A 22,881-nucleotide genomic window follows, 5' to 3' on the forward strand; every position below is an offset into this window, starting at 1 on the left:
ATTATTGGATAAAAGTTTCACAAAAAATAAACGAATAATTTCTTCTTTTTATTTTTATAAAATTTAAAACTGCGTTCCTAATAACAAAATATACTAGAGAGATTGTTCGATATATCAATTAACCTCTTTATAAGTACATGATGTCTATGTAAGACTATAACCTTTAATGGTTAGATTGGTAAAAAAATGAACTTTTTTGAACAAACACCTCCATCTCGGAGACGCTATGGATTGGCTGCTTTTATTGGTTTGATCGCAGGTATTGTTTCATCTTTCGTTAAGTGGGGCGCAGAAAATCCGCTTCCTCCACGTAGCCCTACTGATATGTTTACCGGTGCTTGTGCACCTGAATCACTGATCAGAGCTGCCGAGCAAATTGATTGCTCTCGTAATTTTCTTAACCCTCCCTACATCTTTTTACGCGATTGGCTTGGGGTTGTTGACCCTAATGCGGCGGTTTATACCTTTGCCGGCCACGTATTCAATTGGGTTGGTGTAACGCATATTATTTTCTCTATTGTTTTTGCTTTAGGTTACTGCGTTGTTGCAGAAGTATTTCCTAAAATAAAATTATGGCAGGGTCTGTTTGCTGGTGCTCTGGCTCAGCTGTTTGTTCATATGATTTCCTTCCCATTGATGGGGCTTACGCCATCTCTGTTTGTTCTCCCTTGGTATGAGCATGTATCAGAAATCGTAGGCCACCTCATTTGGTTCTGGTCTATTGAGATTATTCGTCGTGATTTACGTAATCGAATGACTCATGAACCTGATCCAGAGATTCCTTTGAGTGCTTCACGATAGGCTGTGATTTTATTTTAGATAATGTGAAAGAGTGCGATGCTTATTATTTAAGTATCGCACTATTAATAAATCAACGCCTCCGCTCTTACCCACGAACAATCGCCTCTCACAGTGTATGACGACGAGAAAGGTATATTCGACGGGGAAACGATGGATTCAGGCAGAGGCATAGGTAGAAACATAAAGTGTCATCTATTCTGTTTCGTCCGTCCAAACGTCCTCATATCCTGCTCGATCGATAATGAATTTCGTCCCTTCGGGTAAAAAGAGATATGGTACGACTTCAGGCAACGTGTCCTCTAAGTGACTGGTGTGAAGGGCCTGATAAAATCCGCTCTCGGATGAATGTTCGCCACAGTGTATAAACCAGCTTATCGTGCCGTTTTCTGGCAATGCGATCCGGGTTCCGTAAATGGGCGAGCTTTGTAAGGTATCTAAAGCAATTGCGACCATGTCTTCTGGCGGATGCTGTGGTAATTGGTACTTATCGCAGGTCTGTTTCTGTCGCGCATTGGGTAGGGTTCGAGCTGCGTTTTGCATGGTTAAGTCCGCTGTCGCTTTTCGTGCATGTCGGGATGCTCGAGATACGTTATTTCAGCTGAGGGGGCTAGCCGTGGGCACCTAGCTATCCAGCCACCAATTTAAAAGCGTTTCGTCTTCATCGTCATCGATATTCTTATAAATGTTCGCGAAGTACCATTGAACGCCTGTTTTTTCGCGAAAGGCGTCGAAAACGTCAGCAATTTTATCCATCCCATTCCTGGCTGGAACGGCCAATGTCAAATTTCCCTTAAATACGCCGTCTAACGTTCCATTCAGCTGCTTGGCTACGTCGTTTTCTAAACTGGCGATGTCTTCAGAGGGAAGCTCATCGGCATAAATATGAATGCAAAAATTGCCGCCTCTTTTTAAGACTTCCGGGTGTGCATGCTTATCTTTAATTCGGAAGATATCTCCACGCGCCAGGTTTAATGCAAGGCCGGGAGAAGACAGCAATTCGTAAGTGTCCTTCTCGATTTCTCGGACAGGCAACTCTTCAAACACGGGCTTATTGCCATGTGCGACATAGACATTAACTAACATAGGCTGGGTAATTACCAATATTTGAGTCAGTGAAGTAAAACGATGTCCCGATGTTAGCCCAAAATACGCTGGCGTATCTTGTTTTCCGTGGTTTTTTACGTACCGCAGGCTGCTGCTATGACCGGGAGAGGTTTGTTGGCGTGCCGGTAAATATTTCTCGAAGTGATGCTTCAATGTCGTCAATGGCTGCCAACTGAGGCGATATGTCTATCTCAAGCGTTTTTATCTTTTTGCACCAGTTCGTGGTGTCGGAATAGGTAAAGATTATTTTTTCTTCCGTAATCGAAACATCATCAATCCCACCATATCCGGCCATGCCTGGATCGCCTATCTCAACATAGTAGGTATCCTGACCCAGTTCTTCATCTTGCTCGTCAGGATCTTCAGCCCGTTGCAGAATAAGAAAGCTCTGCGGGTCATCTTCACTATCGGCAAATCCAACTGTCAAAACGTCCTCTTCAAAGGATGAATGGTAATAGGTTGCTGGAAATTTAACGCTCATGATTTTCTCCTACTGTTTTGTCCGTGAAATCTCGCTACTCGTACCGTACGACTTTCATCACGCGAAAGACGTTCGAACAAGGCTGGCGACAATTTTCTTTTACTCGCAACACATGCCCGTGTTATTTCATCAAACGAGCATAAAGTCTCGAGGATCTCCAACGGCACCGTTTTATTATGTGCCACCCACTTTCCATAACCTGGATATTTTTTAAGAACGTCGAACCAGACATCTAAGGGGGCTTCTTCCATGGCCGACTTATCATACTCACTTTTATGTCACTACGATAATGGCGGGCAGCTTGCCGAGATAACGTCAGGTGATTCATCCGTTTGGCGGAAAAAGTAAGCCATTTTAAATGGGCTGTTGCTATCGATAATGAAGACGAGAAATGCTGATGTACGATGAATTGATTTTTACCCATGAATCCCATGCGCCTCATGATGCCTATGTCGGCGGCGGGGCTTATTTGCCCAGTGATATATCCTGGCCATTCTCTGCTGATGGAGTCTCCCTCACCCATCTGGCATCTTTTCCCGGAGCGTGGTTTTCACCGTCATTCGTCCCGAAGCACTATTGGATATCTGTATTTATCCCCTACTTGCCGGGGGAAGTTTTTCATTACCGCAAGCTTCGTGTGATTGATGGTAATTCTGAGGCGATTGTATTGGGCTATATTCGATCTGAAGAAGAGCGAAACGAAGCTTCTAATCCAATTATCGATCGCGGAAGCATCCATATATCAAGAGGTGCTGATTCAGATGATGAAGAAAATTTAGCCTCCAAATTGGACGGCGTTGATGCCTGGTTACAAGGGCCTATCACACCAAATACAGGGCGGAGAAGAATCTCCATTTATGGGGGAGATTTAGATGTAGCGCTACCCTGTTATAAAGGAATACTTTCAGATGGCATGGGCTATCTCTTTTTAGATGAGCGTTTCTGGGATAAAACAGCAAATGTGTGTGGCAGATTTTTTCTACAACTTGGCTAACGCCCTGACCAAAATACGAGACGTTTTAATAAGCGAGGAACGATGGGCAGAATACGTGTCATTGGCACATCGATAGAGGCGATTCAAGCCGCAGAACGTGATCTAGGCCGTAAGTTACCTCTCTCTTTTTCGGACTGGCTTCTGGTGAATAATGGAAGAGCGCTTGGAGCATTAACGATATTCCCGGTATTTGATTCTCGCGACCCGAGAAAAACATGGGAATCAATCGTTCGTCATTTTAAAGAGGGCTGGCAGGCGTGGCTGAGCAATTTTTCCGATACAACGCAGGATTTTTCGACCCTTCTGCCTTTTGCGGAGTGTGGTACGGGAGATTATTACTGTTTTGATTACGCTGTATTAGGGAAAGCACGAGAGCCGATTATTGTTTTATGGTCACATGAAACGGGAGAAGCAACCCAGCAGGCAGATAATTTTGGCGCGTTTCTGACGATGTCAGAGCGGATTGGGTAATGTGTTGAGGCGAAATCCTTTTATAGTTAGGTTCTCGCCTTTTTTTACATTCAGGGTGTGAATCAAAAGTGATATCTCGGAGTGGGGAGAAAACCGTATAAAATAGTAAACAGGTTAACTGTGTTTTAAACGAAAAGCCTCGCTCAGTTCTACTTCGTCTTCGGTATCCCCATCTTCAAAGCATTTGAAAGGTTTCCCGCTGAGTGTTTCTCGCATGAGTGCGTACAAATCGACAGATTTAACGTTAACCTGTAGCCACAGTGAGCCATCGTATTCATCGATCAGACGGATGTCGTACTCAGCGCTATTGGCTAGGGATTTGTCTTTCAAATAGACATCACCGTTTTCGGCACGAATGCAGGCCTCACTGAGTTTAATCGTGCTGATGACCTGTTGGGCAATCGAGGCATCATCAAAGACTAATTTGTACTCATAGCTCATGTTCTAATTGACCTGTTCACTAATTTTCAACTGCTTCACTCGAACCACATCTCAATATTTTTCGAGTATCGAAAATCCGCCCGATTAACATCAATGGCCATTCCTCGCTAACGTTCGGTCATTCATATTGTTCAAGCTCTTCTTTAATGGCGTGCAGTAAGGCTGTGGGGGGAATGAAAAAACCGTGTTCACTTGGCGTGAGGAAAATTTGACATATTTTACCGTCGTTCTGCATTCCAAGGAGCCAATGTGATAGAAATGCGTTTAGCTCAATCGCTTTTGCTGTGAATCCTGCCCATTCACCATGAGCGCACAGTGTGGCGAAGTTTTCCTCAGGCCAGAAGGGAATAGCTACTTTTTGACCGGATGTCGCCGTTGCCCACCCCTCATTAAATAATCCCCAGACAATTTCAAAATCAGTAATCTTACGGATAAAGTAATCACACCTTTCTTGCGAGTCTAAACGATAAATATTTTCAATTTTTTTAGGGTGTGCTCTCATCATTCTTTAAATAATATCCTCATCGGAATGCCACTACGTTGTCCCACAGAACGATGTTTTCAGCGAAAATCCTGTCTGTTCTCAGAGCGGTCAGTTCGTTCACATAAAGTGGATCATTTTTTATCTTTTCTTCGTCATCATCACTCAACATGACCGCTTTCCCTTCTTTCTCGTTGAGTAAAAATTGTTGAGCCGCTATGTAGTCATAAGCGTCAATAATTGATGACTCTGCTGCCTCTAAGCTTGCCTTTCCCTCGGAGAAAAACATCAGGAAATCAGAAAAGGCGTACAGATACAGATTTTTTAAAATCTCTTCGCTATTCGCACCCTGTTCATCCACCACGGTAGCATCGATAGCCTCAAGCGCTGGGGTGATGTTTATGTCTTGCGTCTCTGAGGCAAGGTAGCCCCAGAGATCGTCCGTAAGTACAACAACTTCTTTCGGTAAAGTCATGTCCATCGATTGAAGGACATCGGCCAATCTGTCAAACGCTTTTAATCGTACGAAGAAAGCGCCTTTTTCTGCATTTCCCATTACTAATCCTTATTTTTTGGGTGTTTAACCGATGAAATTGGATTCACACCATGATTAATAATGGCGTCTTTACAAGGGCAGGATATAGGGAGGAATACAGTAATATCAACGACTCAACGTATTTTTTCCGCTAGCTGATTGACGCTATTGTCACCGCGTTCGGTACTCGCTTTGATGGCACCGAACGCGATGATAAGACGCTTACGCGGCCATTCCTAATCCGACAATGTTCGCCGCCAGAATAATGACCACGCAGCCGAGAATCAGCATACGCACCGGTTTCTGGCCAACAGCTTTCCACTCCTTAAACAGTAGGCCGACGATGCCGCCACACAGTACGTAGAAACTCATGTGCAACATCCAACTGATATAGGTGTAATCCGCCGGAATATTGGCGTGTCCCCAGGCATAAAAGAAGAACTGCAAATACCACATGACGCCGCCCAGAATGGCGAAGAGTGCGTTGGCAATCAGTAACGGTTTGGCCTGTGCCAGATCGGCTTTTAATGAAATCCCCTTGCAGGTCGCCAGACGGATGAAACAGAAGCCCAGATTGACGATGGCACCGCCGCCCATAATCACCACGTAGCTGGGAAGTGCTACATACAGTGCATTGATCCCCAGTGTTTGTGCTGCGGTGTGCATGGGTTTCGCGGCATCCATCGCAAAGGACATGCCTGCGGAGAAGATGCCGCACATCACGGCCAGAATCAGCCCTTTTTTCAGGTTGAATTCCTCGGCACGAATACCGAGCGCACGCTCTTTCAGTAAACCGGCATAGCTGACAATGGCGACGCCAATGACTGCGACCAGCACGCCCAGTAGCGTCATTTGGCCGCCCGCCGAGCCAAATAGAATGGAGAACTTGCCTTGCAGGACGGGCGTCATCAGCGTGCCGATAATCAGCGTCACGCCGATGGCGATACCAATGCCCATCGACATGCCAAGATAACGCATCGTCAGGCCGTAGTTGATATTGCCGATCCCCCACATCGCGCCGAAGAGAAAGACGGGGAGTAGGGTCGCCATATCGAACGAAGCGTAATAACGCCAGAAATCAGGAAGTAGCCACCAACTGATGCTCCAGGGCAGGATAATCCACGAGAAAAATCCGCCCAGTGACCACATGGTTTCCCACGACCAGTTTTTGACCTGCTTAAACGGCGCATAGAAGCAGGCCGCGCTGGCCGCACCGATGAAGTGCCAGAAAATACCAAGCAAAATAGGATTGCTCATGCGTAACCCCTTGTTTTATTTTGTGGTAAGCCTGTATTCGGCTCTGAATGTAGAGTGCAGTGTATGATTGTTGCCAGACCTGCTGGCGCTAGACAGTGTAGGAAGGTGAAAAAGGGTGAGCCTTCAGATGCGTGCCACGAGCAGCGGGAGGACGGCATCGGTTTGAAGGTGAGGGCCGGTCCGATCACAAAACACGGAAATCCTCGCTGAGAGCAAGACAGGGCAGAGCTTCTGTAAATGGTGCGTTCTGCTCAAGAATTGATTAACACCACAGCAGGACTTTTCGCTATTATTTCCCTCTTTTCCACCTGCATATAGTGAGTTATGGAACGTTTTATTGAGAATCTGATGTACTCATCACGCTGGCTGCTTGCCCCTGTTTACCTTGGGCTATCGCTGGGATTACTGGCGCTGGCGATCAAATTTTTCCAGGAAGTGTTCCACGTCCTGCCCAATATCCTGGATATCGCTGAAGCTGATTTGGTGCTGGTGCTGCTGTCACTGATCGATATGACGCTGGTCGGTGGATTGCTGGTGATGGTGATGCTGTCCGGTTACGAAAACTTTGTTTCGGCATTGGATATCACCGAAGGCAGAGAAAAACTGAGCTGGCTTGGTAAGATGGACTCCGGCTCGCTGAAAAATAAAGTTGCCGCCTCGATTGTCGCTATCTCGTCGATCCACCTGCTGCGCGTGTTCATGGATGCCCGTAATATCCCGGATAACAAGCTGATGTGGTACGTGATTATCCATTTGACGTTTGTGCTGTCTGCACTTGTCATGGGGTATCTGGATCGCATGTCGCGTTACGAAAAAAGCAAAACGGCATAACGAACGCCGCACGGTTTGCGTAGCCAGATGAAAGAACAGATCCTATTGTTAACGAAGTGATTTTATCAATACGCTTTGTTTAACGGAGGATATTATGCTGCAAACCGATCAAATTAACCGCCGTGTGGTTCTGGCTCAGCGCCCGCACGGCGCGCCAACACAAGAGACCTTCCGTCTGGAACAGCAGCCTGTCCCACAGGTCGATTCAGGACATATCCTGCTACGTACGGTTTTCCTCTCCCTTGACCCTTATATGCGTGGCCGCATGAGCGACGCCCCTTCTTATGCTAAAGCCGTCGAACTGAATGACGTGATGGTCGGCGGGACAATCAGCCGCGTGGTGGCGTCAAAACACCCGGATTATCAGACCGGTGATTGGGTGCTGTCCTTCAGCGGCTGGCAGGATTATGCGATTTCCGACGGGAAAGGCTTAACGAATCTGGGTCAGTCGCCGACGAATCCTTCCTACGCGCTGGGCGTGCTGGGTATGCCGGGCTTTACCGCGTATATGGGGCTAACGGATATCGGCCAGCCTAAAGCGGGTGAAACGCTGGTGGTGGCTGCCGCGACCGGCCCGGTCGGCGCGACGGTTGGGCAGCTCGGTAAATTGAAAGGCTGTCGGGTTGTTGGCGTGGCGGGGGGCGCAGAGAAATGTCGCTATGCGGTTGAAGTGCTGGGATTTGATGCTTGCCTCGACCACCGGGCGGATGATTTTGCAGAACAGCTGAAACAAGCCTGCCCACAGGGAATCGATATCTACTTTGAAAACGTCGGCGGGAAAGTCTTTGACGCCGTGCTGCCGCTGCTGAATACCTCGGCGCGTATTCCGGTGTGCGGATTAGTCTCCGGCTACAATGCGACAGGGCTGCCGGATGGGCCGGATCGTTTACCGCTGCTGATGGGGACGATCCTGAAGAAACGTATTCGGATGCAGGGATTCATTATCTTTGATGATTATGGTCATCGCTTCGATGAGTTCTGGAAGGACGTTTCGCCGTGGGTGGCGGAAGGTAAGATCAAATATCGGGAAGAGATCGTCGACGGGCTGGAAAACGCTCCTGAAGCCTTTATCGGCCTGCTGCACGGTCGCAACTTCGGTAAATTAGTGGTCAGAGTCGGACCCGACGCCTGATACACCAGACTCGCCGCTGCGTCTGCGAGTTTTGCACTCGACAGAGTATGTTACCAGTACGGGCAGATAGTCACACGTGTATAGAAACTGCCTGAGTAATACATGAGAATAACAAGGTAAGTAATTATTCTTGGCGGTGTTCGTTTAACCAAAAGAAAAGGGATAGACAAAGGGATGATAATAAAATTTGAAAAACTATCAGCATAGCTTCTCGGGTTTTCACAAAAATTGTTAAGTGAGCTGTCACCAAATAGTCACTCAGACTCGATTGATGAAAAGATATTAATTAAGAAAAAACACAAGATCGAATAAGCGTAAAAATAGACGTTATAGGTATAGTTTTTTTTCAGCATTTTGTTAGATCTTGTTTAGTCAACTATTGAACAAACACTAATGCGTGTATAGAAACGGTATGAGTGACATCAGGATAGCAAGATAGGTGACGATTCTAAGCGGAGTTCTTCTAACCAGAAGAAAAGGTATAGATAAAGGAAAGATAATAATACTTAAGAAACCATCTGCATCGGATTTTGGCACTTCACAGAAGTTTGCAACTGAGTCGCCATCTATCATCCATTCATATTCGATGGTAGAAAAAGCGTTGATTAGAAAAAAGCATAAGGCGGAATAGGCATAAAAATAGATGTTGTAGATATAGCTATTTTTTCTTAACATTTTTTTAATTGCCTGATTTTATATCTCTTATAATGGCTATTAGGAAAGTATAATTATTTTTTCTCAAATGAAATGATAATGATTTTCCTTTCATTATCTTGTATTAAATTAACTATCTCATCTCCTTTTTTCCAAATTTCCCCGTCCTTAATCCAAAACATATCTTCATGTTTTTTAAATCCCAGTTTATTGAGGTAATCGATTAGTTCTGATTTTTTTTCAAGGTTAACATTTGAAAAAAAAACACTGTTAGTTAACCCAGATGTACCATCTGGGGAATCATATTCAATCGAGTAGTTTTTTGAAATAAAAGGCATTTCCTTTACTTCTTTAAAAGTGAGTAAATGATACTTTATATAGTCACTTTTTGTATAAGAATAACTTGCATTAACGAACAAGTACGGCAGCAGTAGAGTAAACCCTATGCAAGTAATGAAAAATACAATGATTTTAATAATATTATTCGATTTGAATAGTGACACGGCTTTCTACTCCGATATTATACCCGGTCTTATCGTTAAGATGTGTTAACATATCACTCTTTTCAATATTATTTATAGGTGATACAGATTTCATAAATTCAGGAAGAACAGAGTAATAAGGTCTGGCATTATTTGGATATTTCTCTGGGTGTGGGAAAAGTAAGGGTCTAAACTCTTTGTTTTTATATTGTCCTATAGGGCCATAGTAATCCCATCTTGTAAATGTGTCGGCTTGACTAGCAACCCTGAGTTGAAGTAAATAATTGATGTTATCTACTGCCCGATAAAATCCGAGTAGATTAGATACTAAATCTTCACCACTATATCCACTATCACTGTACCAACTGAATAGCGGCGAACCTTGATAGGATTCGAATAGATGGCTTGTATACATAATAATAGTGAGAGCAACTCTTTTTTTATCATGTGAAGATAGCCCTTTCCTTATTTTCCATCTTGTGGTTTTTGATGTTCCGTATTTGAATCCTTTTCCCATGTACTGTGAGTATATGACAACAAAATGGTCTTCTATTCTCTCTTCACCTGAATTTATTGCAGCCATTAATGCCCTAGCATCATTTCCTTTGGCATGAGCTAAGTCTACCCATCCTAGTACCTCAGTGTACACTAATGTTCCTTTTTCTATATCACTTCTTTTGCTCATAAAAAACCTATAATTTACTGTAAAGTTAACTAGGTAGTTTTTTGTGACAATTCAGTACATATTTTCAGTTAATATGCTGTATCCCGATGTACCTGCAATATTGTGTTGGCAGGTAATGCTTTCATAGCGCAGGCTTAGGATTTCAAATGGCTGCATATCGCTATGTGTCAATGAATTGGGATTCTGATTAGAGAGATTGACAATAGAGGCATCCCTTAATGTGATTGTCATGTAGTTCTCTTGCGTCCCGCTGGCGGAGGTACGGTAATACCTCAATTCAACTTCCATTAGCTCATTGTTGGCGATGCTGGTTAGCAAGAGTGGTGTGGATTTATCAACGACTTTGGTTACGGAAAAGGGATGATGATTGACGTGTCGATCTCTTGATAATTCGTAATTCGTTGCATAAACAAAAATTTCATCCTCGTGACCAGAAATATGTTTATTTCCTACAGAATCGATACTTAAACACCCTTCAGAGATCAGTCCCTGAATTTTTCCGGTGATCTTCATGAAAATAGAATTAGCCATTCGTGTAACTCCCTGTTAAACAATCCTTGTTGGGAAAGTTATAACGTAAATCTTGATTGAACAAAAGAAGAACTCGACTATTTAATAAGAAATATGATTCCTATCAGAAAGATGTCCTTTCCAAAATTCTATAATTGATTGTTTTTAATGGTAATTAACTGTGAATGGTAGGTTTTTTATTACTCTGCTAATTATGTTTTTATGGTGAATTTGTTATATAAATAAAAACAGATTAGTCGCTTAAATAACAAGGGGGATGGCTGAGGAAATTAGTGTTTTAATTAAGAAGGAAGCGTTATTGATAACTCGCCGCTTAAGCGGCGAGCTTTATGATCTATTCTGGTTTTATTATTTCCCGACGCTAAGCCAGTCTGGCAGATCGTGTAATCCCATTGCCTGACGTACCAGCGTGGGTTTAATGCCGGGCAGTTTATCCGCCAGCACCAGACCGACATCGCGCAGCAGCTTTTTCGCCGGGTTATCGCCGTCAAACAGTTCTCGGAATCCCTGCATACTGGCGAGCATCACCGCGGCGCTGTGTTTGCGGCGGCGTTCATAGCGTCGCAGATAAAGGTGTTGGCCGATGTCTTTGCCCTGCGCCTGTAAGCGCTTCACTTCCGCAATCAGTTCGGCGACATCCATGAAGCCCAGGTTGACGCCTTGCCCCGCCAGCGGATGAATGGTGTGCGCCGCGTCGCCGACCAGCACCAGCCGGTGTGCCGCAAAGCTGCGAGCGTAGCGTCCGGTCAGTGGGAAAGTCTGACGTTCGCTTTCCAGTTCACACAGCCCCAGGCGCATATCAAAGGCCATAGCGACCTGACGATTGAACTCTTCTGCTGACAGGCTTTGCATCGCCTGAGCCTGTTCCGGCGAAAGCGACCAGACAATTGAACAAAGGTGAGGCTCGTCCAGCGGCAAGAACGCCAGAATACCGTCGCCGTGAAACGTCTGACGCGCAACGGACTGATGAGGGTGTTCTGTACGAATATTGGCGACCAGCGCGTGGTGGCCGTAGTCCCAAAAGGTCAGTGGAATATCCGCATGCTGACGCAGCCACGAATGGGCGCCGTCTGCACCGACTACCAGCCTGGCAGTCAGCATGCTGTCGTCCTGCAACGTAATGAAGGCTTCGTTCTCGCCCCAGGCGACCTGTTTTAATGATGCGGGGGAGAGCAGGGTGATGTCGCTTAACTGAGAGGCGCGTTGCCACAGCACCTGCTGAATCACCGGATTTTCAATGATATGTCCAAGGTGGGAAAAGCCGAATTCTTCGCCGCTAAAACTGATTTTGCCGAAGCTGTCTTTGTCCCAAACCTGCATATCGTTGTAAGGGCTGACGCGTTGCGCCACGAGACTTTCCCAGACGCCGATATGGCGCAGGAGGCATTCGCTGGCGGCATTGATGGCGGAGACGCGCAGGGCATGGTCTTTCCCGAGCGGCTGAGGTTCGGCTGCCTGTTTCTCCAGCACGGCGATACGCAGGCCGCTGCCCTGTAAGCCGCAGGCTAGCGCCAGACCGACCATACCGCCACCGGCAATAACCACGTCGAATGATTGCATTTCCGTCTTTTCCTGTTGGCGAGCTTAATTAACGTTCTACCCAGCCCAGCGTGCGACGAGCAAAGGCGTCGCGCATCAGCGGCAGGTTATTCATGGCGATCAGGCCCAGATTACGGCTGACGGCCAGTGCGGCATAGCGGTTAGCGAACAGCCTGACCAGTCCATCGGTGATCGCCACCGTGGTGTGTTGATCGGGCGTGCGCCGTTGTTGATAGCGGTTGAGTACCGTGTACTGGCCGATATCCTGTTGATTTTTTGCTGCGTCGACGAGGGTTTCCGCTAGCGACATCACATCGCGAATCCCCAGATTAAAGCCCTGTCCGGCAATCGGGTGCAACGTTTGCGCCGCATTACCCACCAGCGCCAGCCGATGGCTAATATGCTGGCTAGCCGTGAGTAAGCGCAGTGGATAGCTGTGGCGTTCGCCGATGTGGGTGAATTGGCCCAGACGCCAGCCAAAAGCCTGCTGTAATTGCTGGCGAAATTCGGCTTCGCTCCATCCATCGACCGCATGTTGACGGTGCTTATCATGGCACCAGACGAGCGAACAGCGACCGTTGCTCATCGGCAAGAGCGCCAGCGGGCCGTGCGGGGTAAATCGCTCGAACGCGCGGCCGCGATGGGGTTCTGCGGTTGTTACATTGGCGATGGTCGCGATCTGGTCATAATCATGCTGCTGCCATTGAATCCCGCAGGACTGCGACAGCATGGAGCGCGAGCCATCGGCAGCGACCAGCAGTTGACCCGTTAGCTCGGTGCCATCGTCCAGCGTTAGCGTCGCATTATCCTGCGTCCGCGTGACGGCAACCACTTTGGCCGGGCAGTGCAGGCGCACGCCCGGAGCCTGTTGCAGCAGGGAAAACAGGCGTTGTCCGACGTCGTGCAGTTCAACCACATGGCCTAATGCCTGAACGTGATAGTCCGAGGCCTTCAGATTCACCACGCTGGCGTGCCCGCGTTCGCTGACGTGAATGTCGGTTATCGCCGTTGCATTACCCGACAGCGCTTGCCAGATGCCCAACGCTGCTAGCTGCTGACGTGTGCCATCAGACAGCGCGAGGGCGCGTGCGTCAAAACCTGGGTGTTCCTTGTCGAGTGGCGAGTGTGCCTCGATCAGGTCAACCGGGATTGCGCCCTGCGAAAGCCGCGATATTGCCAGCGCCAGCGTTGCGCCCGCCATCCCGCCACCGACAATCATGACCGCCATGCTGTTGTCCTTTGCAATTATGCCATTGCCCTGTGAAAGGGCTGCTTAGTGTTGCTTGTCATGCTGTTGCGCCATGAGCGCTTCGATGGCATCTGCGTCTTTGATCACGCCAGCCGTCAGGTTTTCGTTGCCGTTTTCGGTGATCACGATGTTATCTTCGATACGGACGCCGATTCCCCGGTACTGCTGCGGCACTTTGGCATCGGGCGCAATGTAAAGACCCGGCTCGATGGTCAGTACCATACCCGGCTCAAGTGGGCGGCCCCGGTCGGTGGTGCCGTAATTGCCTACATCATGCACGTCCAGACCCAGCCAGTGGCTAAGTCCGTGCATGAAGAACTGGCGATGTGCCTGCTCGGCAATTAACTCTTCCACTTCACCTTTCAGCACGCCGAGCTTGATAAGCCCGCTGACCATGATGCGCACTACTTCTTCGTTCACTTCACGGATGCTGCGACCCGGACCAAACAGTTCCAGCGCGCGCAGTTGTGAACGCAGCACGATGTCGTAAATGGCACGCTGCGGTGCGGTAAATTTACCGTTGACGGGGAAAGTGCGGGTAATGTCGCCAGCATAGCTTTTGTATTCACAACCTGCGTCAATCAGCACCAGATCGCCGTCGCGCATTTGCGTTTCATTTTCGGTGTAATGCAGGATACAGGCGTTCTCACCGCTGCCGACGATGGTGTTATAAGAAGGATAGCGCGCGCCGTGACGGGTAAATTCGTGGTGAATTTCGCCTTCCAACTGATATTCATACATGCCGGGGCGGCATTTCTGCATCGCGCGGGTGTGGGCCAGTGCGGTAATTTCACAGGCACGGCGCATCATGCTGATTTCAGCAGGCGATTTGAACAGGCGCATTTCATGCACCCAAGGGCGCCAGTCGGTCAGCGTAGCAGGGGCAGCAAAGCCCTGACGCGTACCGTTGCGCAAGGTGTCCAGCGCGGCGAAGACCAGCTTGTCGGCATAATCGTACTGCCCTTGCGCGTGGTATACCACGTCCAGCCCATTCAATAAGAGATGCAGCTGTGCGCCGATTTCGCCAAACGGCAGTGCGCGGTCAACGCCGAGTTTGGCTGGTGCCGCTTCCTGACCGAGACGACGACCAAACCAGATTTCGGCTGTCAGATCGCGTACGCGGTTGAAGATTACGCTGTGATGATGTTTTACATCGCTTTTTACCAGCAGCAGCACGGCTTCCGGTTCGTTGAAGCCGGTGAAATACCAGAAATCGCTATTTTGACGATAAGGATAGTCACTGTCGGCATTGCGCTGCGCTTCCGGCGCAGAAAAAATAATCGCCGCGCTGCCCGGTGCCATTTTTTCTAACAGACCCTGACGACGACGAAGAAATTCTTGTGGATTCATCACCTGCTCCTGAAAATAGTCCGTGCGGTTACCTTTCCCTTCCGCCTTGCATAAAAATCAATGCAGCGTCGGCTTTTGCTGCTCGGGCGCAGTCACAACGCGCTGGTTGGTAAATTCGGTATGACACAAAATGGCAGAAACGCGAACATACTCAATCACTTCTTCCAGTGATTGCTCCAGCTCTTCCTGATCTTCATCTTCGTCGTAGCCAAGCTGTGCGATGTTGCGTAAATCTTCGATGGCTTCTTTCAGCTCGCCTTTGGCTTTGTTCAATTGCGGTTGAGCCACGCCCAGCCCGAGCAGGAAGTGATTGACCCAGCCTGCCAACGCGTCGGCGCGATCGAATACGCTTACGTCATCCAGCGAGTCGTCCGGCAGGAAAAGCTGGAACAGAAAACCATCATCTTCTAGCGCTTCACGCGTGGCCTGATACAGGTCCTGAAGCGGCTGCGACAGCGTCTGGGTAAACGCCATGCCTTCGTTAGTCAGTTCAAAAACCAGCGTTCTCCAACTGTCATCATGGTTTCCACCACACAGCATCCCGCTGATCAAACCGTGCATTTCTGCTGCGGTCAGCGCGACTTGCTGTTGGTGAAGCAGTTGGTCAAGGCCTTCATAGGCGGGAAACGTATTCTCTATAGACATGCGGATTCGTCATCGTTGGCTGGATTGGTTCGTGCTATGCTACCACCAAGCTCCCTTTCGATACCAGAAAGCGCTTGTATCTTAGATCTCGGCTATATATAGTTGCGCCCGCTTTAACGAGCCCGATGTAACGGGTAATGCTCATGCTATGCGGCACGCGGGCGCAAGAACGACAAAAGGCAGGAAGGTGGTATGTCTGCACAACCAGTAGATATTCAAATTTTTGGCCGTTCGTTAAGAGTGAATTGCCCGCCAGAACAACAAGATGCGTTGAATCAGGCAGCGGAAGATCTTAACCAGCGGTTGCAAGATCTTAAAGTTCGCACTAGAGTCACAAACACTGAGCAACTGGTGTTTATTGCCGCACTGAACGTGTGCCATGAGCTGGCGCAGGAACGGGGTAAGACTCGTGATTATGCGTCGAATATGGAACAGCGTATTCGTATGTTGCAGCAGACCATCGAACAGGCGTTGCTGGAGCAGGGCAAGATCACCGAACGTCAGGGTGCACAATTTGAATAACGTCGTATTTTGACAAAAGTACGGTGTTTTTACGCGATAAGACGTGCTAAGGTTTATCGCAAGTAACGAATAAAATTTCTCTGAGATGTTTGTCAGCGGGCCAGTCCCCTGAGCCGATATTTCATACCAACAGAATGTAATGCTCTGCGGTTGGTGAGCACGCTCGGTTCGTCCGAGAAGCCTTAAGACTGCGACGTTATGTTCACCTTGAACCAAGGGTTCAAGGGTTACAGCCTGCGGCGGCATCTCGGAGATTCCCTTTCTTTTATTATTCTTGACCCGTGGCGAATGCAGCCCATGTCATCTTCTGATCCATCTTCCTTGGCACTTCCCGATACGTCACTCTCCTCTACGGCAGCATCGCGTCAGCAGATTCGTCAGGCTGTGCGGCAAAGTCGGCGTTTACTGACGCCAGATCAGCAGTCGCGTTTTGCGCAACAGGCGTGTGAGCGCGTCATGGCGCACCCGAAAATCATACAGGCAGAGAGTGTGGCGGTATTTCTGTCATTTGATGGCGAGCTGGATACGACCCCGCTGATTCAACAGCTGTGGCAGCAGGAGAAACGTGTTTACTTGCCGGTTCTGCATCCGTTTCGCGCCGGGCATCTGTTGTTCCTGCGCTATGCGCCGGACACTGAGCTGGTACGCAATCGTCTGAAGATTATGGAGCCGCGTCTGGATGTGCGTCAGGTGCTGCCGTTACCGCAGTTGGACGTCCTGCTGACGCCGCTGGTGGCGTTTGATCATCTGGGACAGCGGCTTGGTATGGGAGGCGGGTTTTACGACCGTACGTTGCAGTATCGCAACCAGATGTCACGTGGGCCTTACCCGATCGGTCTGGCTCACGATTGTCAGCAGGTTGACGCACTGCCAGTGGAAAGCTGGGACATTCCGCTGCCGGAAATTATTACCCCCTCCCGCCATTGGCAGTGGAACTCGCGCTAGCTTTTAATCTGCTCAGGCGAACGATCGTGGCCCAACATCTGCTGTACCAATTCCACGCAGTGCAGGAAGCGCGAATCGTAGTCCGACTCTTTGATGTAAACGTACGGGATATTATTGTTAGCCAGCATCGTTTTCAGCAGATCCTGGAACTCCGAACGAGCGGTGGTGCTGCCTAAGCTACGCAACCCATCGGCGACCCACGGCGTGTTGTTTTCCAGCAAAATCACCAGATCGAAGCGGTATTCATCGATCAGCGCCTGAACGAACGGGTGCTCACGACCCTCGTATTTCTTGCAGAACGCCTGTGTGGTGACGAAGTCGGTGTCGATGAAAGCCACTTTATTGGCATATTTCACTGCAAAATCAATGTACTGCGCCTGACCCAGCGCAATTTTGTCGTAGTCGGAATACTGCAACGCCATCTCGTCGCCACCCAGATGGGAGAACACGTAATCGCGACCATATTCCCAGGCGCTGGTGGTGTTGAAGATATTCGCCAGCTTATTCACCAGCGTGGATTTACCGCTGGATTCTCCGCCAAGAATGGCAACGGTACGCACAAAGAATGGCTTCACTTCGGTCGGGATATAGTCCCAGTAACGGAAGGGATCGTGGCGAATCTGCGAACCGCTGATGTTCATAAAGGAGCGCTGCGGGTCGATCAGGACAGCCTCAATGCCCAGGTGCTCGCGGTATTGTGCGGCATCCTGCTCTTCGCTGGTGTAGACGAAATTCGGCGTGATGCTTTTTTCCTGCATAAACGCCTGAATCCCTTTGCTCCACACATCCCAGCCGTGCGGGTAAGGCTCCATTCCTTGCTCATTGAAGGCGTGAATATGAATATTTTTCTGATACTTAAAGGTCTGTAGCAGCCAGCGCAGTCGGTCGCTGACGGTAGGCTGCTGTGACATCGAGCTGTTCTCAAACAGCAGACGGTCGCGCGGTTCGTCGTAACCTAAAATGATATGCAGTTCATCGATCTGGCTGCAGGCACGCTGAATCAGATAAATGTGGCCAGTGTGTAGCGGATAGAACTTGCCGAAGACGACGCCAATGTTCTTTTCGTAGCGTGGGAATTCCAGTTCAAGAAAGCGATGCAGCGCTTCCAGCTTCTGTGCGCTAGGGCTTTTGATTTTGGCATTAAGTAATTGACTGAGATAGCCCTTGGTCATATCGGTCGCGTCGGCAACCTGCTGTAGGGTGCAACCCTTCTGCCGGATGGCGGATTTCAGGTAATCAAATGATGACATGGTGCAGCACTCTTGTTTAGCTTACTAAACAAAGTACCACAGAACAGGACAACATCCGCTACGCTTTCATCCCCTGTTTAGCTCAGGATGGAAGGGGCGGATGGCTTTCTGTGGTCTGTTTAGAGATCGTCGAGGATCGCCAGCGCGTCGGCTAGCTTTTTCACGCCGAACACCTGCATGCTGGCAGGGGCTTTCTTCGGCATATTGGCATGGGGAACGATGGCGCGTTTGAAGCCGTGCTTGGCGGCTTCGGTAATCCGCTCTTGTCCGCTTGGAACCGGGCGGATTTCGCCCGCCAGACCGACTTCACCGAAAATGACAAGATCCTGCGGCAACGGGCGGTCGCGGAAGCTGGAAACCAGCGATAGCAGCAGCGCCAGGTCGGCACTGGTTTCGGTGACTTTAACGCCGCCGACGACATTCACGAATACATCCTGATCCGACATCTGCAAGCCGCCGTGGCGATGCAGCACTGCCAGCAGGATCGCCAAGCGGTTTTGCTCCAGCCCGACGGCGACGCGACGCGGGTTGGCCATCATCGACTGATCCACTAGCGCTTGAATCTCGACCAGCAGCGGACGCGTACCTTCCCACACCACCATGACCGAACTGCCGGACGTGATTTCGTCCCGCGGCTGAGGAAAATTGCTGACGGATTGCTGATCTCGCGTAGACCCTGTTCCGTCATTGCGAACACGCCCAGTTCGTTAACGGCACCGAAACGGTTTTTATGGCTGCGCAGGGTACGGAAGCGAGAATCGGCATCGCCATCCAGCAGCACGGAGCAGTCGATGCAGTGTTCCAATACTTTTGGCCCAGCGAGGGAACCGTCTTTGGTGACGTGGCCGACCATCACGATAGCAACGCCGCGCGTTTTGGCGAAGCGGGTCAGGTAGGCGGCGGTTTCACGCACCTGCGCCACGCTGCCGGGAGATGATTGAATATCGGCGAGATGCATGACCTGAATGGAGTCGATCACCATCAGCTTCGGCTGTTCCTGTTCGGCGATCAGGCAAATCTGTTCGATGCTGGTTTCCGACAGCATGTTGAGATTCTGGGTCGGCAGGTTGAGACGATGCGCCCGCATTGCCACCTGCTGTAGTGATTCTTCACCGGTGACGTACAGGGTTTTCATGTTCTCTGACAGCTTGCAGAGCGTTTGCAACAGCAGGGTACTTTTACCCGCGCCGGGGCTACCGCCGATCAGAATGGCGCTGCCGGGAACGACGCCGCCGCCCAGAACGCGGTCAAACTCCTGAAAGCCGGTAGAAAAGCGCGGCAGGGCTTCAAGACTGATTTCCGAGAGCTTCTGTACCCGGCTGACGCCAGCGCTTTCGCCCGCATAGCCGGTGAGACGGTCGGAACGTGATACTGACGCCGAGGCCAGGCGGACTTCGGTAATGGTGTTCCAGGCATGGCAGGCACTGCACTGCCCTTGCCAGCGCGGGTAGTCAGCCCCGCATTCATTACATACAAACGCCCGTTTGACAGCTTTTGCCACGTATCACCTCCAACTGATTAACGCTTTTCGTGTCTCATACTGCCGCTAAGGATGCACAGCACGCCAGTCAGATCGGCATGACGGATGGTCACCGCAGACTGCTCATTGACCTTTGGCTTGGCGTGATAGGCAATACCTAAGCTGGCTACCTTGATCATCGGCAGATCGTTCGCGCCGTCGCCAATCGCAACGGTCTGATGCATTGGAATTTCCAGCTTTTCCGCCAGCTGTTGCAGCGTGGTCGCTTTATATTTTGCATCGACAATCGTGCCGATGACGTCGCCGGTCAGCTTGCCGTCTTGCATGCCTAATTCGTTGGCAACGGCGGCGACCAGACCTAACTCATCACGCAAATAATCGGCAAAGTAGGTAAACCCGCCCGATGCAATCGCGACGTGCCAGCCTGCTTCCTGAAGCTGGCTAACCATATTACGCAGGCCCGGCATCAGCGGCAGCGTTTTACGCACCGTCTGTAAAATATTGGCGTCGGCACCTTTTAATGTCCCTACGCGCTGGCGCAGGCTGTCAGCGAAATCCAGCTCGCCGCGCATCGCGCGTTCGGTAACTTCAGCGACCAGTTCGCCTGTACCCGCCAGTTTGGCGATTTCATCAATACATTCGATCTGAATCGCGGTGGAATCCATATCCATCACCAGTAAACCCGGCGAACGCAGCGTTGGCGCGTTACGCATAGCCGCGACATCGATGCCCAGTTCGTGGGCCAGCTTGGTTGCGCGTGGCGTCAACGTGCCCGCTAAACGTACGACCTGATAATCGCCCACGTTCCAGGCGCTCACGATCACCATCGCGCTCCCCAGCTTACGCTGGTAGCGGGAAATCAGGTTCTTATCGAGGACGTCGCTGTAAATCAGCCAGCCAGTGTCGCCAGCGCGGTAGTCAAGCGGCATCACTTCGTCACCGCTCAGTGATAGTGGCAGTCCCGGCCAACAGTTGATCTCATCAGGGAGATCACGATAGGTCAGACTATTCGACATGGGGTAAATCCTCTGCTGGCAGTAGTGCGATAAAGTCGTGCGATAAAGAGGGATGCGGCGTCGACCAAACATATCCCTCCAAAAACTGGGCAACAAGCTATCCTATCGTCGGCGCTTCTGGCAACATGAAAGTATCCAAATCGTGTAAGGATTATCATGGTTCGCGCCCGGGTGAAATTTCGTCTACACCGCACGGCAATTGTGCTGATTTGCCTCGCTCTGCTAGTGGTATTAATGCAAGGTGCGTCCTATTTCAGTTTGAGCCACCAGATGGCACGATCTGAACAGGTTGAAGATCTGGCACGTACGCTCTCCAGACAGGTGGCTTACAGCCTTTCTCCGTTGATGGGCAGCGTGGATGATAATAGTCAAAAAATTAATACCATCCTCAAACAGCTTACCGATCACAGCCGCATTCTGGATGCCGGCGTATATCAGCAGGACGGCTCGCTGGTGGCGCATATCGGTGAGCAAGTGCAACTGAGAGACAGGCTGGCGCTGGATGGCAATCGGGTCGGTAGCTACTTTAACCATCAACTGGTTCAGCCGATTGAGGGAAAAGAAGGGCCGATTGGCTTCCTGCGGATTACCTTAGATACCCATGTGCTGGCGACCGAAGCTAGGCAGGTCGATAACACTACCAATATTCTACGTCTGATGATTTTGCTTTCGCTGGCTATCGGCATCATCCTGACCCGCACGCTCTTGCAGAATCGCCGTACCCGCTGGCAGCAGTCGCCTTATCTTCTCACTGCGAGTACGCCAGTGAAAGAAGAAGGGGATGAGGCTGAAAGCGACACGCGGCTGGACGGCGACACGGTAGTGAAAAAAGACGGAGAAGAGAAAAGCCTCTGACACGCGGACGGCCACCCCGTACAAACGGTCTGTTTGTACGGAGGGTGCAGCGAGTTATTTCAACGCGAGTTGAAACTCCAGCCAGTGGCTATGGAATTGATTGAGTATCGAGGTGTATTCGCTTTTGGTGTAGCGATCGGATGCCGTAGCGGAAATATAGTTACGAAAACTGCTGAACATGGCGTCGTTGTCGCTTGATGCAGCCAGAGAAAAGATTTGCTGGCGTTGAGCCTGCGTGGCTGATGTGCCTTCCGCGTTTTTCTGTAGTTCCTGGAAAGTCGCGTTCGCCTTATCGGTGTCTCCCGCGTCGACGCTGCGCTGATACTCATCTTGCAGAATATGTTTTTCCACATTACTCAGCGCATCAGACTGGTACTGGATGAAGTCCTGAATATCCTTATCGGCTTGCTGGTGCGCGCTGCTATCCACATAGCGGTTTTTGAGTTCTTCCAGCTTTGCCGCTTTTATGGTGATTTCCATGCTATCGGTGGTGTAGTTCCATAATGTCACGCTGGACGGTCTCGACAGTGCCTGATTAACCAAGCCGACAAACTCTTCCTTGCTGATATCGCTGTCTGCTTTGAGGTGATTTGACCAGTCTTCGAGCGCCATTTTATTGGTCTCGACATCATTAACAGATAGATTGATGCCCAAGGTGGGTCCCGTGGCGTTTCTTTGTCGCGCGAGATCTTGGGCTTGGGCCTCCGTCCGCTGCGCATTTTCATCTATCTTGGTCACACCTGGATGCAAGGGCTTGTCGACATTTTCTTTCAATCGCGCCATCGCTTCCGCAGAGATTTTTATATTGCTGGGAAAGGTGAGCGCCGTTTTCCCGGTAATCGGATCGATGATGCGTGTGATGTCGCTGCTGGCCGTGGTGGGCTCTGTTGTCGTGGATCGTGCGGTGTTCGATGATGTCGCGTTGCTTTGGGCCTGAGAATTGCCATAACCCGTATTATTTACAGACAAGCTCATACTCTCTCCTTAAGTGCGATCACGTGGTTAAATATTGGCCAAAATGTTATCGGCAAAGATAAATGATAACTTTATAAATGATTTATGGCGTAATTGTTGACGGCGGTATCAGAACAGTGACGGCGGGCATGATGTCTCCGCGCTGTTTATGCCATCACCGATTGTGTCTGCACGT

The 22,881-nt window shown here is 49.6% G+C and carries 26 protein-coding genes, 1 other RNA gene and 2 pseudogenes; 9 read left to right on the forward strand and 20 right to left on the reverse strand.

Annotated features, from left to right (window positions below):
* Positions 1 to 186 precede the first annotated feature (186 nt).
* Positions 187 to 801 carry a YagU family protein gene (locus BJJ97_RS07655; protein WP_095701459.1) on the forward strand — a complete coding sequence of 205 codons (615 nt, stop codon included), beginning with the start codon at positions 187 to 189 and terminating at the stop codon, positions 799 to 801.
* Between the two features lie 192 nt (positions 802 to 993).
* On the opposite strand, the gene BJJ97_RS07660 is transcribed toward BJJ97_RS07655, so the two are convergent.
* The 3 genes from BJJ97_RS07660 to BJJ97_RS07670 all read right to left on the reverse strand — a co-directional run bounded on the left by BJJ97_RS07660 (position 994) and on the right by BJJ97_RS07670 (position 2,386).
* Complete coding sequence (locus tag BJJ97_RS07660) at positions 994 to 1,341, reverse strand: immunity protein Imm33 domain-containing protein (RefSeq protein WP_095993549.1); 348 nt, start codon at positions 1,339 to 1,341, stop codon at positions 994 to 996.
* Between the two features lie 81 nt (positions 1,342 to 1,422).
* Positions 1,423 to 1,845: a DUF4265 domain-containing protein gene (locus BJJ97_RS07665; protein WP_227003572.1), complete on the reverse strand. Its 423-nt coding sequence runs from the start codon at positions 1,843 to 1,845 to the stop codon at positions 1,423 to 1,425.
* Positions 1,846 to 1,999: 154 nt separating this feature from the next.
* Positions 2,000 to 2,386, reverse strand: a complete 387-nt coding sequence (locus BJJ97_RS07670; protein WP_095993551.1) for an Imm10 family immunity protein — start codon at positions 2,384 to 2,386, stop codon at positions 2,000 to 2,002.
* A gap of 397 nt (positions 2,387 to 2,783) precedes the next feature.
* Here BJJ97_RS07670 and BJJ97_RS07675 point away from each other — a divergent pair, with 397 nt between their 5' ends.
* Both BJJ97_RS07675 and BJJ97_RS07680 read left to right on the forward strand, forming a co-directional pair.
* Entirely contained in the window at positions 2,784 to 3,380 is a 597-nt protein-coding gene (locus BJJ97_RS07675) for a hypothetical protein (RefSeq protein ID WP_095995339.1), read from the forward strand.
* Positions 3,381 to 3,422: 42 nt separating this feature from the next.
* Positions 3,423 to 3,851 (forward strand): SMI1/KNR4 family protein, encoded by a 429-nt coding sequence (locus BJJ97_RS07680; RefSeq protein ID WP_095993552.1) that lies wholly within the window; start codon positions 3,423 to 3,425, stop codon positions 3,849 to 3,851.
* Positions 3,852 to 3,965: 114 nt separating this feature from the next.
* On the opposite strand, the gene BJJ97_RS07685 is transcribed toward BJJ97_RS07680, so the two are convergent.
* From BJJ97_RS07685 to rhaT, 4 genes are all read right to left on the reverse strand, one after another.
* Entirely contained in the window at positions 3,966 to 4,292 is a 327-nt protein-coding gene (locus BJJ97_RS07685) for a hypothetical protein (protein WP_095993553.1), read from the reverse strand.
* A 118-nt stretch (positions 4,293 to 4,410) separates the two neighbouring features.
* A complete protein-coding gene (locus tag BJJ97_RS07690; protein ID WP_227003573.1) occupies positions 4,411 to 4,797 on the reverse strand; it encodes a DUF2750 domain-containing protein in 387 nt (128 codons plus the stop codon).
* A gap of 16 nt (positions 4,798 to 4,813) precedes the next feature.
* On the reverse strand, positions 4,814 to 5,329 hold the full coding sequence (locus BJJ97_RS07695; RefSeq protein ID WP_095993554.1) for a hypothetical protein: 516 nt from the start codon (positions 5,327 to 5,329) through the stop codon (positions 4,814 to 4,816).
* Positions 5,330 to 5,530: 201 nt separating this feature from the next.
* Complete coding sequence (rhaT, locus tag BJJ97_RS07700) at positions 5,531 to 6,565, reverse strand: L-rhamnose/proton symporter RhaT (RefSeq protein ID WP_095993555.1); 1,035 nt, start codon at positions 6,563 to 6,565, stop codon at positions 5,531 to 5,533.
* Positions 6,566 to 6,889: 324 nt separating this feature from the next.
* Between rhaT and BJJ97_RS07705 the strand changes: the two genes are divergently transcribed.
* Together BJJ97_RS07705 and BJJ97_RS07710 are read left to right on the forward strand one after the other, a co-directional pair.
* Positions 6,890 to 7,396, forward strand: coding sequence for a TIGR00645 family protein (locus BJJ97_RS07705; RefSeq protein ID WP_012822286.1), 507 nt, complete (start codon positions 6,890 to 6,892; stop codon positions 7,394 to 7,396).
* 94 nt (positions 7,397 to 7,490) lie between these two features.
* Complete coding sequence (locus tag BJJ97_RS07710) at positions 7,491 to 8,528, forward strand: NADP-dependent oxidoreductase (RefSeq protein ID WP_095993556.1); 1,038 nt, start codon at positions 7,491 to 7,493, stop codon at positions 8,526 to 8,528.
* 50 nt (positions 8,529 to 8,578) lie between these two features.
* Here BJJ97_RS07710 and BJJ97_RS22255 read toward each other — a convergent pair.
* The 9 genes and pseudogenes from BJJ97_RS22255 to BJJ97_RS07755 form a co-directional block, all read right to left on the reverse strand.
* Positions 8,579 to 8,713, reverse strand: a pseudogene (locus BJJ97_RS22255) (hypothetical protein); the annotation flags it as partial.
* 205 nt (positions 8,714 to 8,918) lie between these two features.
* Positions 8,919 to 9,203, reverse strand: coding sequence for a DUF2645 family protein (locus BJJ97_RS07720; RefSeq protein ID WP_319424412.1), 285 nt, complete (start codon positions 9,201 to 9,203; stop codon positions 8,919 to 8,921).
* 53 nt (positions 9,204 to 9,256) lie between these two features.
* Positions 9,257 to 9,520, reverse strand: a complete 264-nt coding sequence (locus BJJ97_RS07725; protein WP_095993557.1) for a hypothetical protein — start codon at positions 9,518 to 9,520, stop codon at positions 9,257 to 9,259.
* A gap of 142 nt (positions 9,521 to 9,662) precedes the next feature.
* Positions 9,663 to 10,349, reverse strand: a complete 687-nt coding sequence (locus BJJ97_RS07730) for a hypothetical protein (protein ID WP_095993558.1) — start codon at positions 10,347 to 10,349, stop codon at positions 9,663 to 9,665.
* A 51-nt stretch (positions 10,350 to 10,400) separates the two neighbouring features.
* Complete coding sequence (locus tag BJJ97_RS07735) at positions 10,401 to 10,880, reverse strand: Hcp family type VI secretion system effector (protein WP_095701475.1); 480 nt, start codon at positions 10,878 to 10,880, stop codon at positions 10,401 to 10,403.
* Positions 10,881 to 11,228: 348 nt separating this feature from the next.
* Positions 11,229 to 12,440 carry an FAD-dependent 2-octaprenylphenol hydroxylase gene (gene ubiI / locus BJJ97_RS07740; RefSeq protein WP_095993559.1) on the reverse strand — a complete coding sequence of 404 codons (1,212 nt, stop codon included), beginning with the start codon at positions 12,438 to 12,440 and terminating at the stop codon, positions 11,229 to 11,231.
* A gap of 28 nt (positions 12,441 to 12,468) precedes the next feature.
* Complete coding sequence (gene ubiH, locus BJJ97_RS07745) at positions 12,469 to 13,647, reverse strand: 2-octaprenyl-6-methoxyphenyl hydroxylase (RefSeq protein ID WP_095701477.1); 1,179 nt, start codon at positions 13,645 to 13,647, stop codon at positions 12,469 to 12,471.
* A 45-nt stretch (positions 13,648 to 13,692) separates the two neighbouring features.
* Entirely contained in the window at positions 13,693 to 15,018 is a 1,326-nt protein-coding gene (pepP, locus tag BJJ97_RS07750; RefSeq protein ID WP_095993560.1) for a Xaa-Pro aminopeptidase, read from the reverse strand.
* Positions 15,019 to 15,075: 57 nt separating this feature from the next.
* Positions 15,076 to 15,663: a YecA/YgfB family protein gene (locus BJJ97_RS07755; RefSeq protein WP_095701479.1), complete on the reverse strand. Its 588-nt coding sequence runs from the start codon at positions 15,661 to 15,663 to the stop codon at positions 15,076 to 15,078.
* A gap of 192 nt (positions 15,664 to 15,855) precedes the next feature.
* Between BJJ97_RS07755 and zapA the strand changes: the two genes are divergently transcribed.
* The 3 genes from zapA to BJJ97_RS07770 all read left to right on the forward strand — a co-directional run bounded on the left by zapA (position 15,856) and on the right by BJJ97_RS07770 (position 17,130).
* A complete protein-coding gene (gene zapA / locus BJJ97_RS07760; RefSeq protein WP_010284667.1) occupies positions 15,856 to 16,185 on the forward strand; it encodes a cell division protein ZapA in 330 nt (109 codons plus the stop codon).
* 74 nt (positions 16,186 to 16,259) lie between these two features.
* A non-coding RNA gene (ssrS, locus tag BJJ97_RS07765) (6S RNA) lies at positions 16,260 to 16,443 on the forward strand.
* A 39-nt stretch (positions 16,444 to 16,482) separates the two neighbouring features.
* Positions 16,483 to 17,130 carry a 5-formyltetrahydrofolate cyclo-ligase gene (locus BJJ97_RS07770; protein ID WP_095993561.1) on the forward strand — a complete coding sequence of 216 codons (648 nt, stop codon included), beginning with the start codon at positions 16,483 to 16,485 and terminating at the stop codon, positions 17,128 to 17,130.
* On the opposite strand, the gene nadR is transcribed toward BJJ97_RS07770, so the two are convergent.
* The 3 genes and pseudogenes from nadR to serB form a co-directional block, all read right to left on the reverse strand.
* Positions 17,127 to 18,380: a multifunctional transcriptional regulator/nicotinamide-nucleotide adenylyltransferase/ribosylnicotinamide kinase NadR gene (gene nadR / locus BJJ97_RS07775; protein ID WP_095993562.1), complete on the reverse strand. Its 1,254-nt coding sequence runs from the start codon at positions 18,378 to 18,380 to the stop codon at positions 17,127 to 17,129. The two genes, BJJ97_RS07770 and nadR, sit on opposite strands and share 4 nt — an antisense overlap.
* 119 nt (positions 18,381 to 18,499) lie before the next feature.
* Positions 18,500 to 19,881 (reverse strand): annotated as a pseudogene (gene radA / locus BJJ97_RS07780) (DNA repair protein RadA).
* A 17-nt stretch (positions 19,882 to 19,898) separates the two neighbouring features.
* Positions 19,899 to 20,876, reverse strand: coding sequence for a phosphoserine phosphatase (gene serB, locus BJJ97_RS07785; protein WP_095701482.1), 978 nt, complete (start codon positions 20,874 to 20,876; stop codon positions 19,899 to 19,901).
* Between the two features lie 156 nt (positions 20,877 to 21,032).
* Here serB and BJJ97_RS07790 point away from each other — a divergent pair, with 156 nt between their 5' ends.
* Positions 21,033 to 21,731, forward strand: coding sequence for a YtjB family periplasmic protein (locus BJJ97_RS07790; RefSeq protein ID WP_095993563.1), 699 nt, complete (start codon positions 21,033 to 21,035; stop codon positions 21,729 to 21,731).
* Positions 21,732 to 21,785: 54 nt separating this feature from the next.
* On the opposite strand, the gene BJJ97_RS07795 is transcribed toward BJJ97_RS07790, so the two are convergent.
* Positions 21,786 to 22,706, reverse strand: a complete 921-nt coding sequence (locus tag BJJ97_RS07795) for a hypothetical protein (protein WP_095993564.1) — start codon at positions 22,704 to 22,706, stop codon at positions 21,786 to 21,788.
* Between the last annotated feature and the right edge of the window lie 175 nt (positions 22,707 to 22,881).

It is taken from the genome of Pectobacterium polaris, assembly GCF_002307355.1.
Classification (GTDB): Bacteria; Pseudomonadota; Gammaproteobacteria; order Enterobacterales; family Enterobacteriaceae; genus Pectobacterium; species Pectobacterium polare.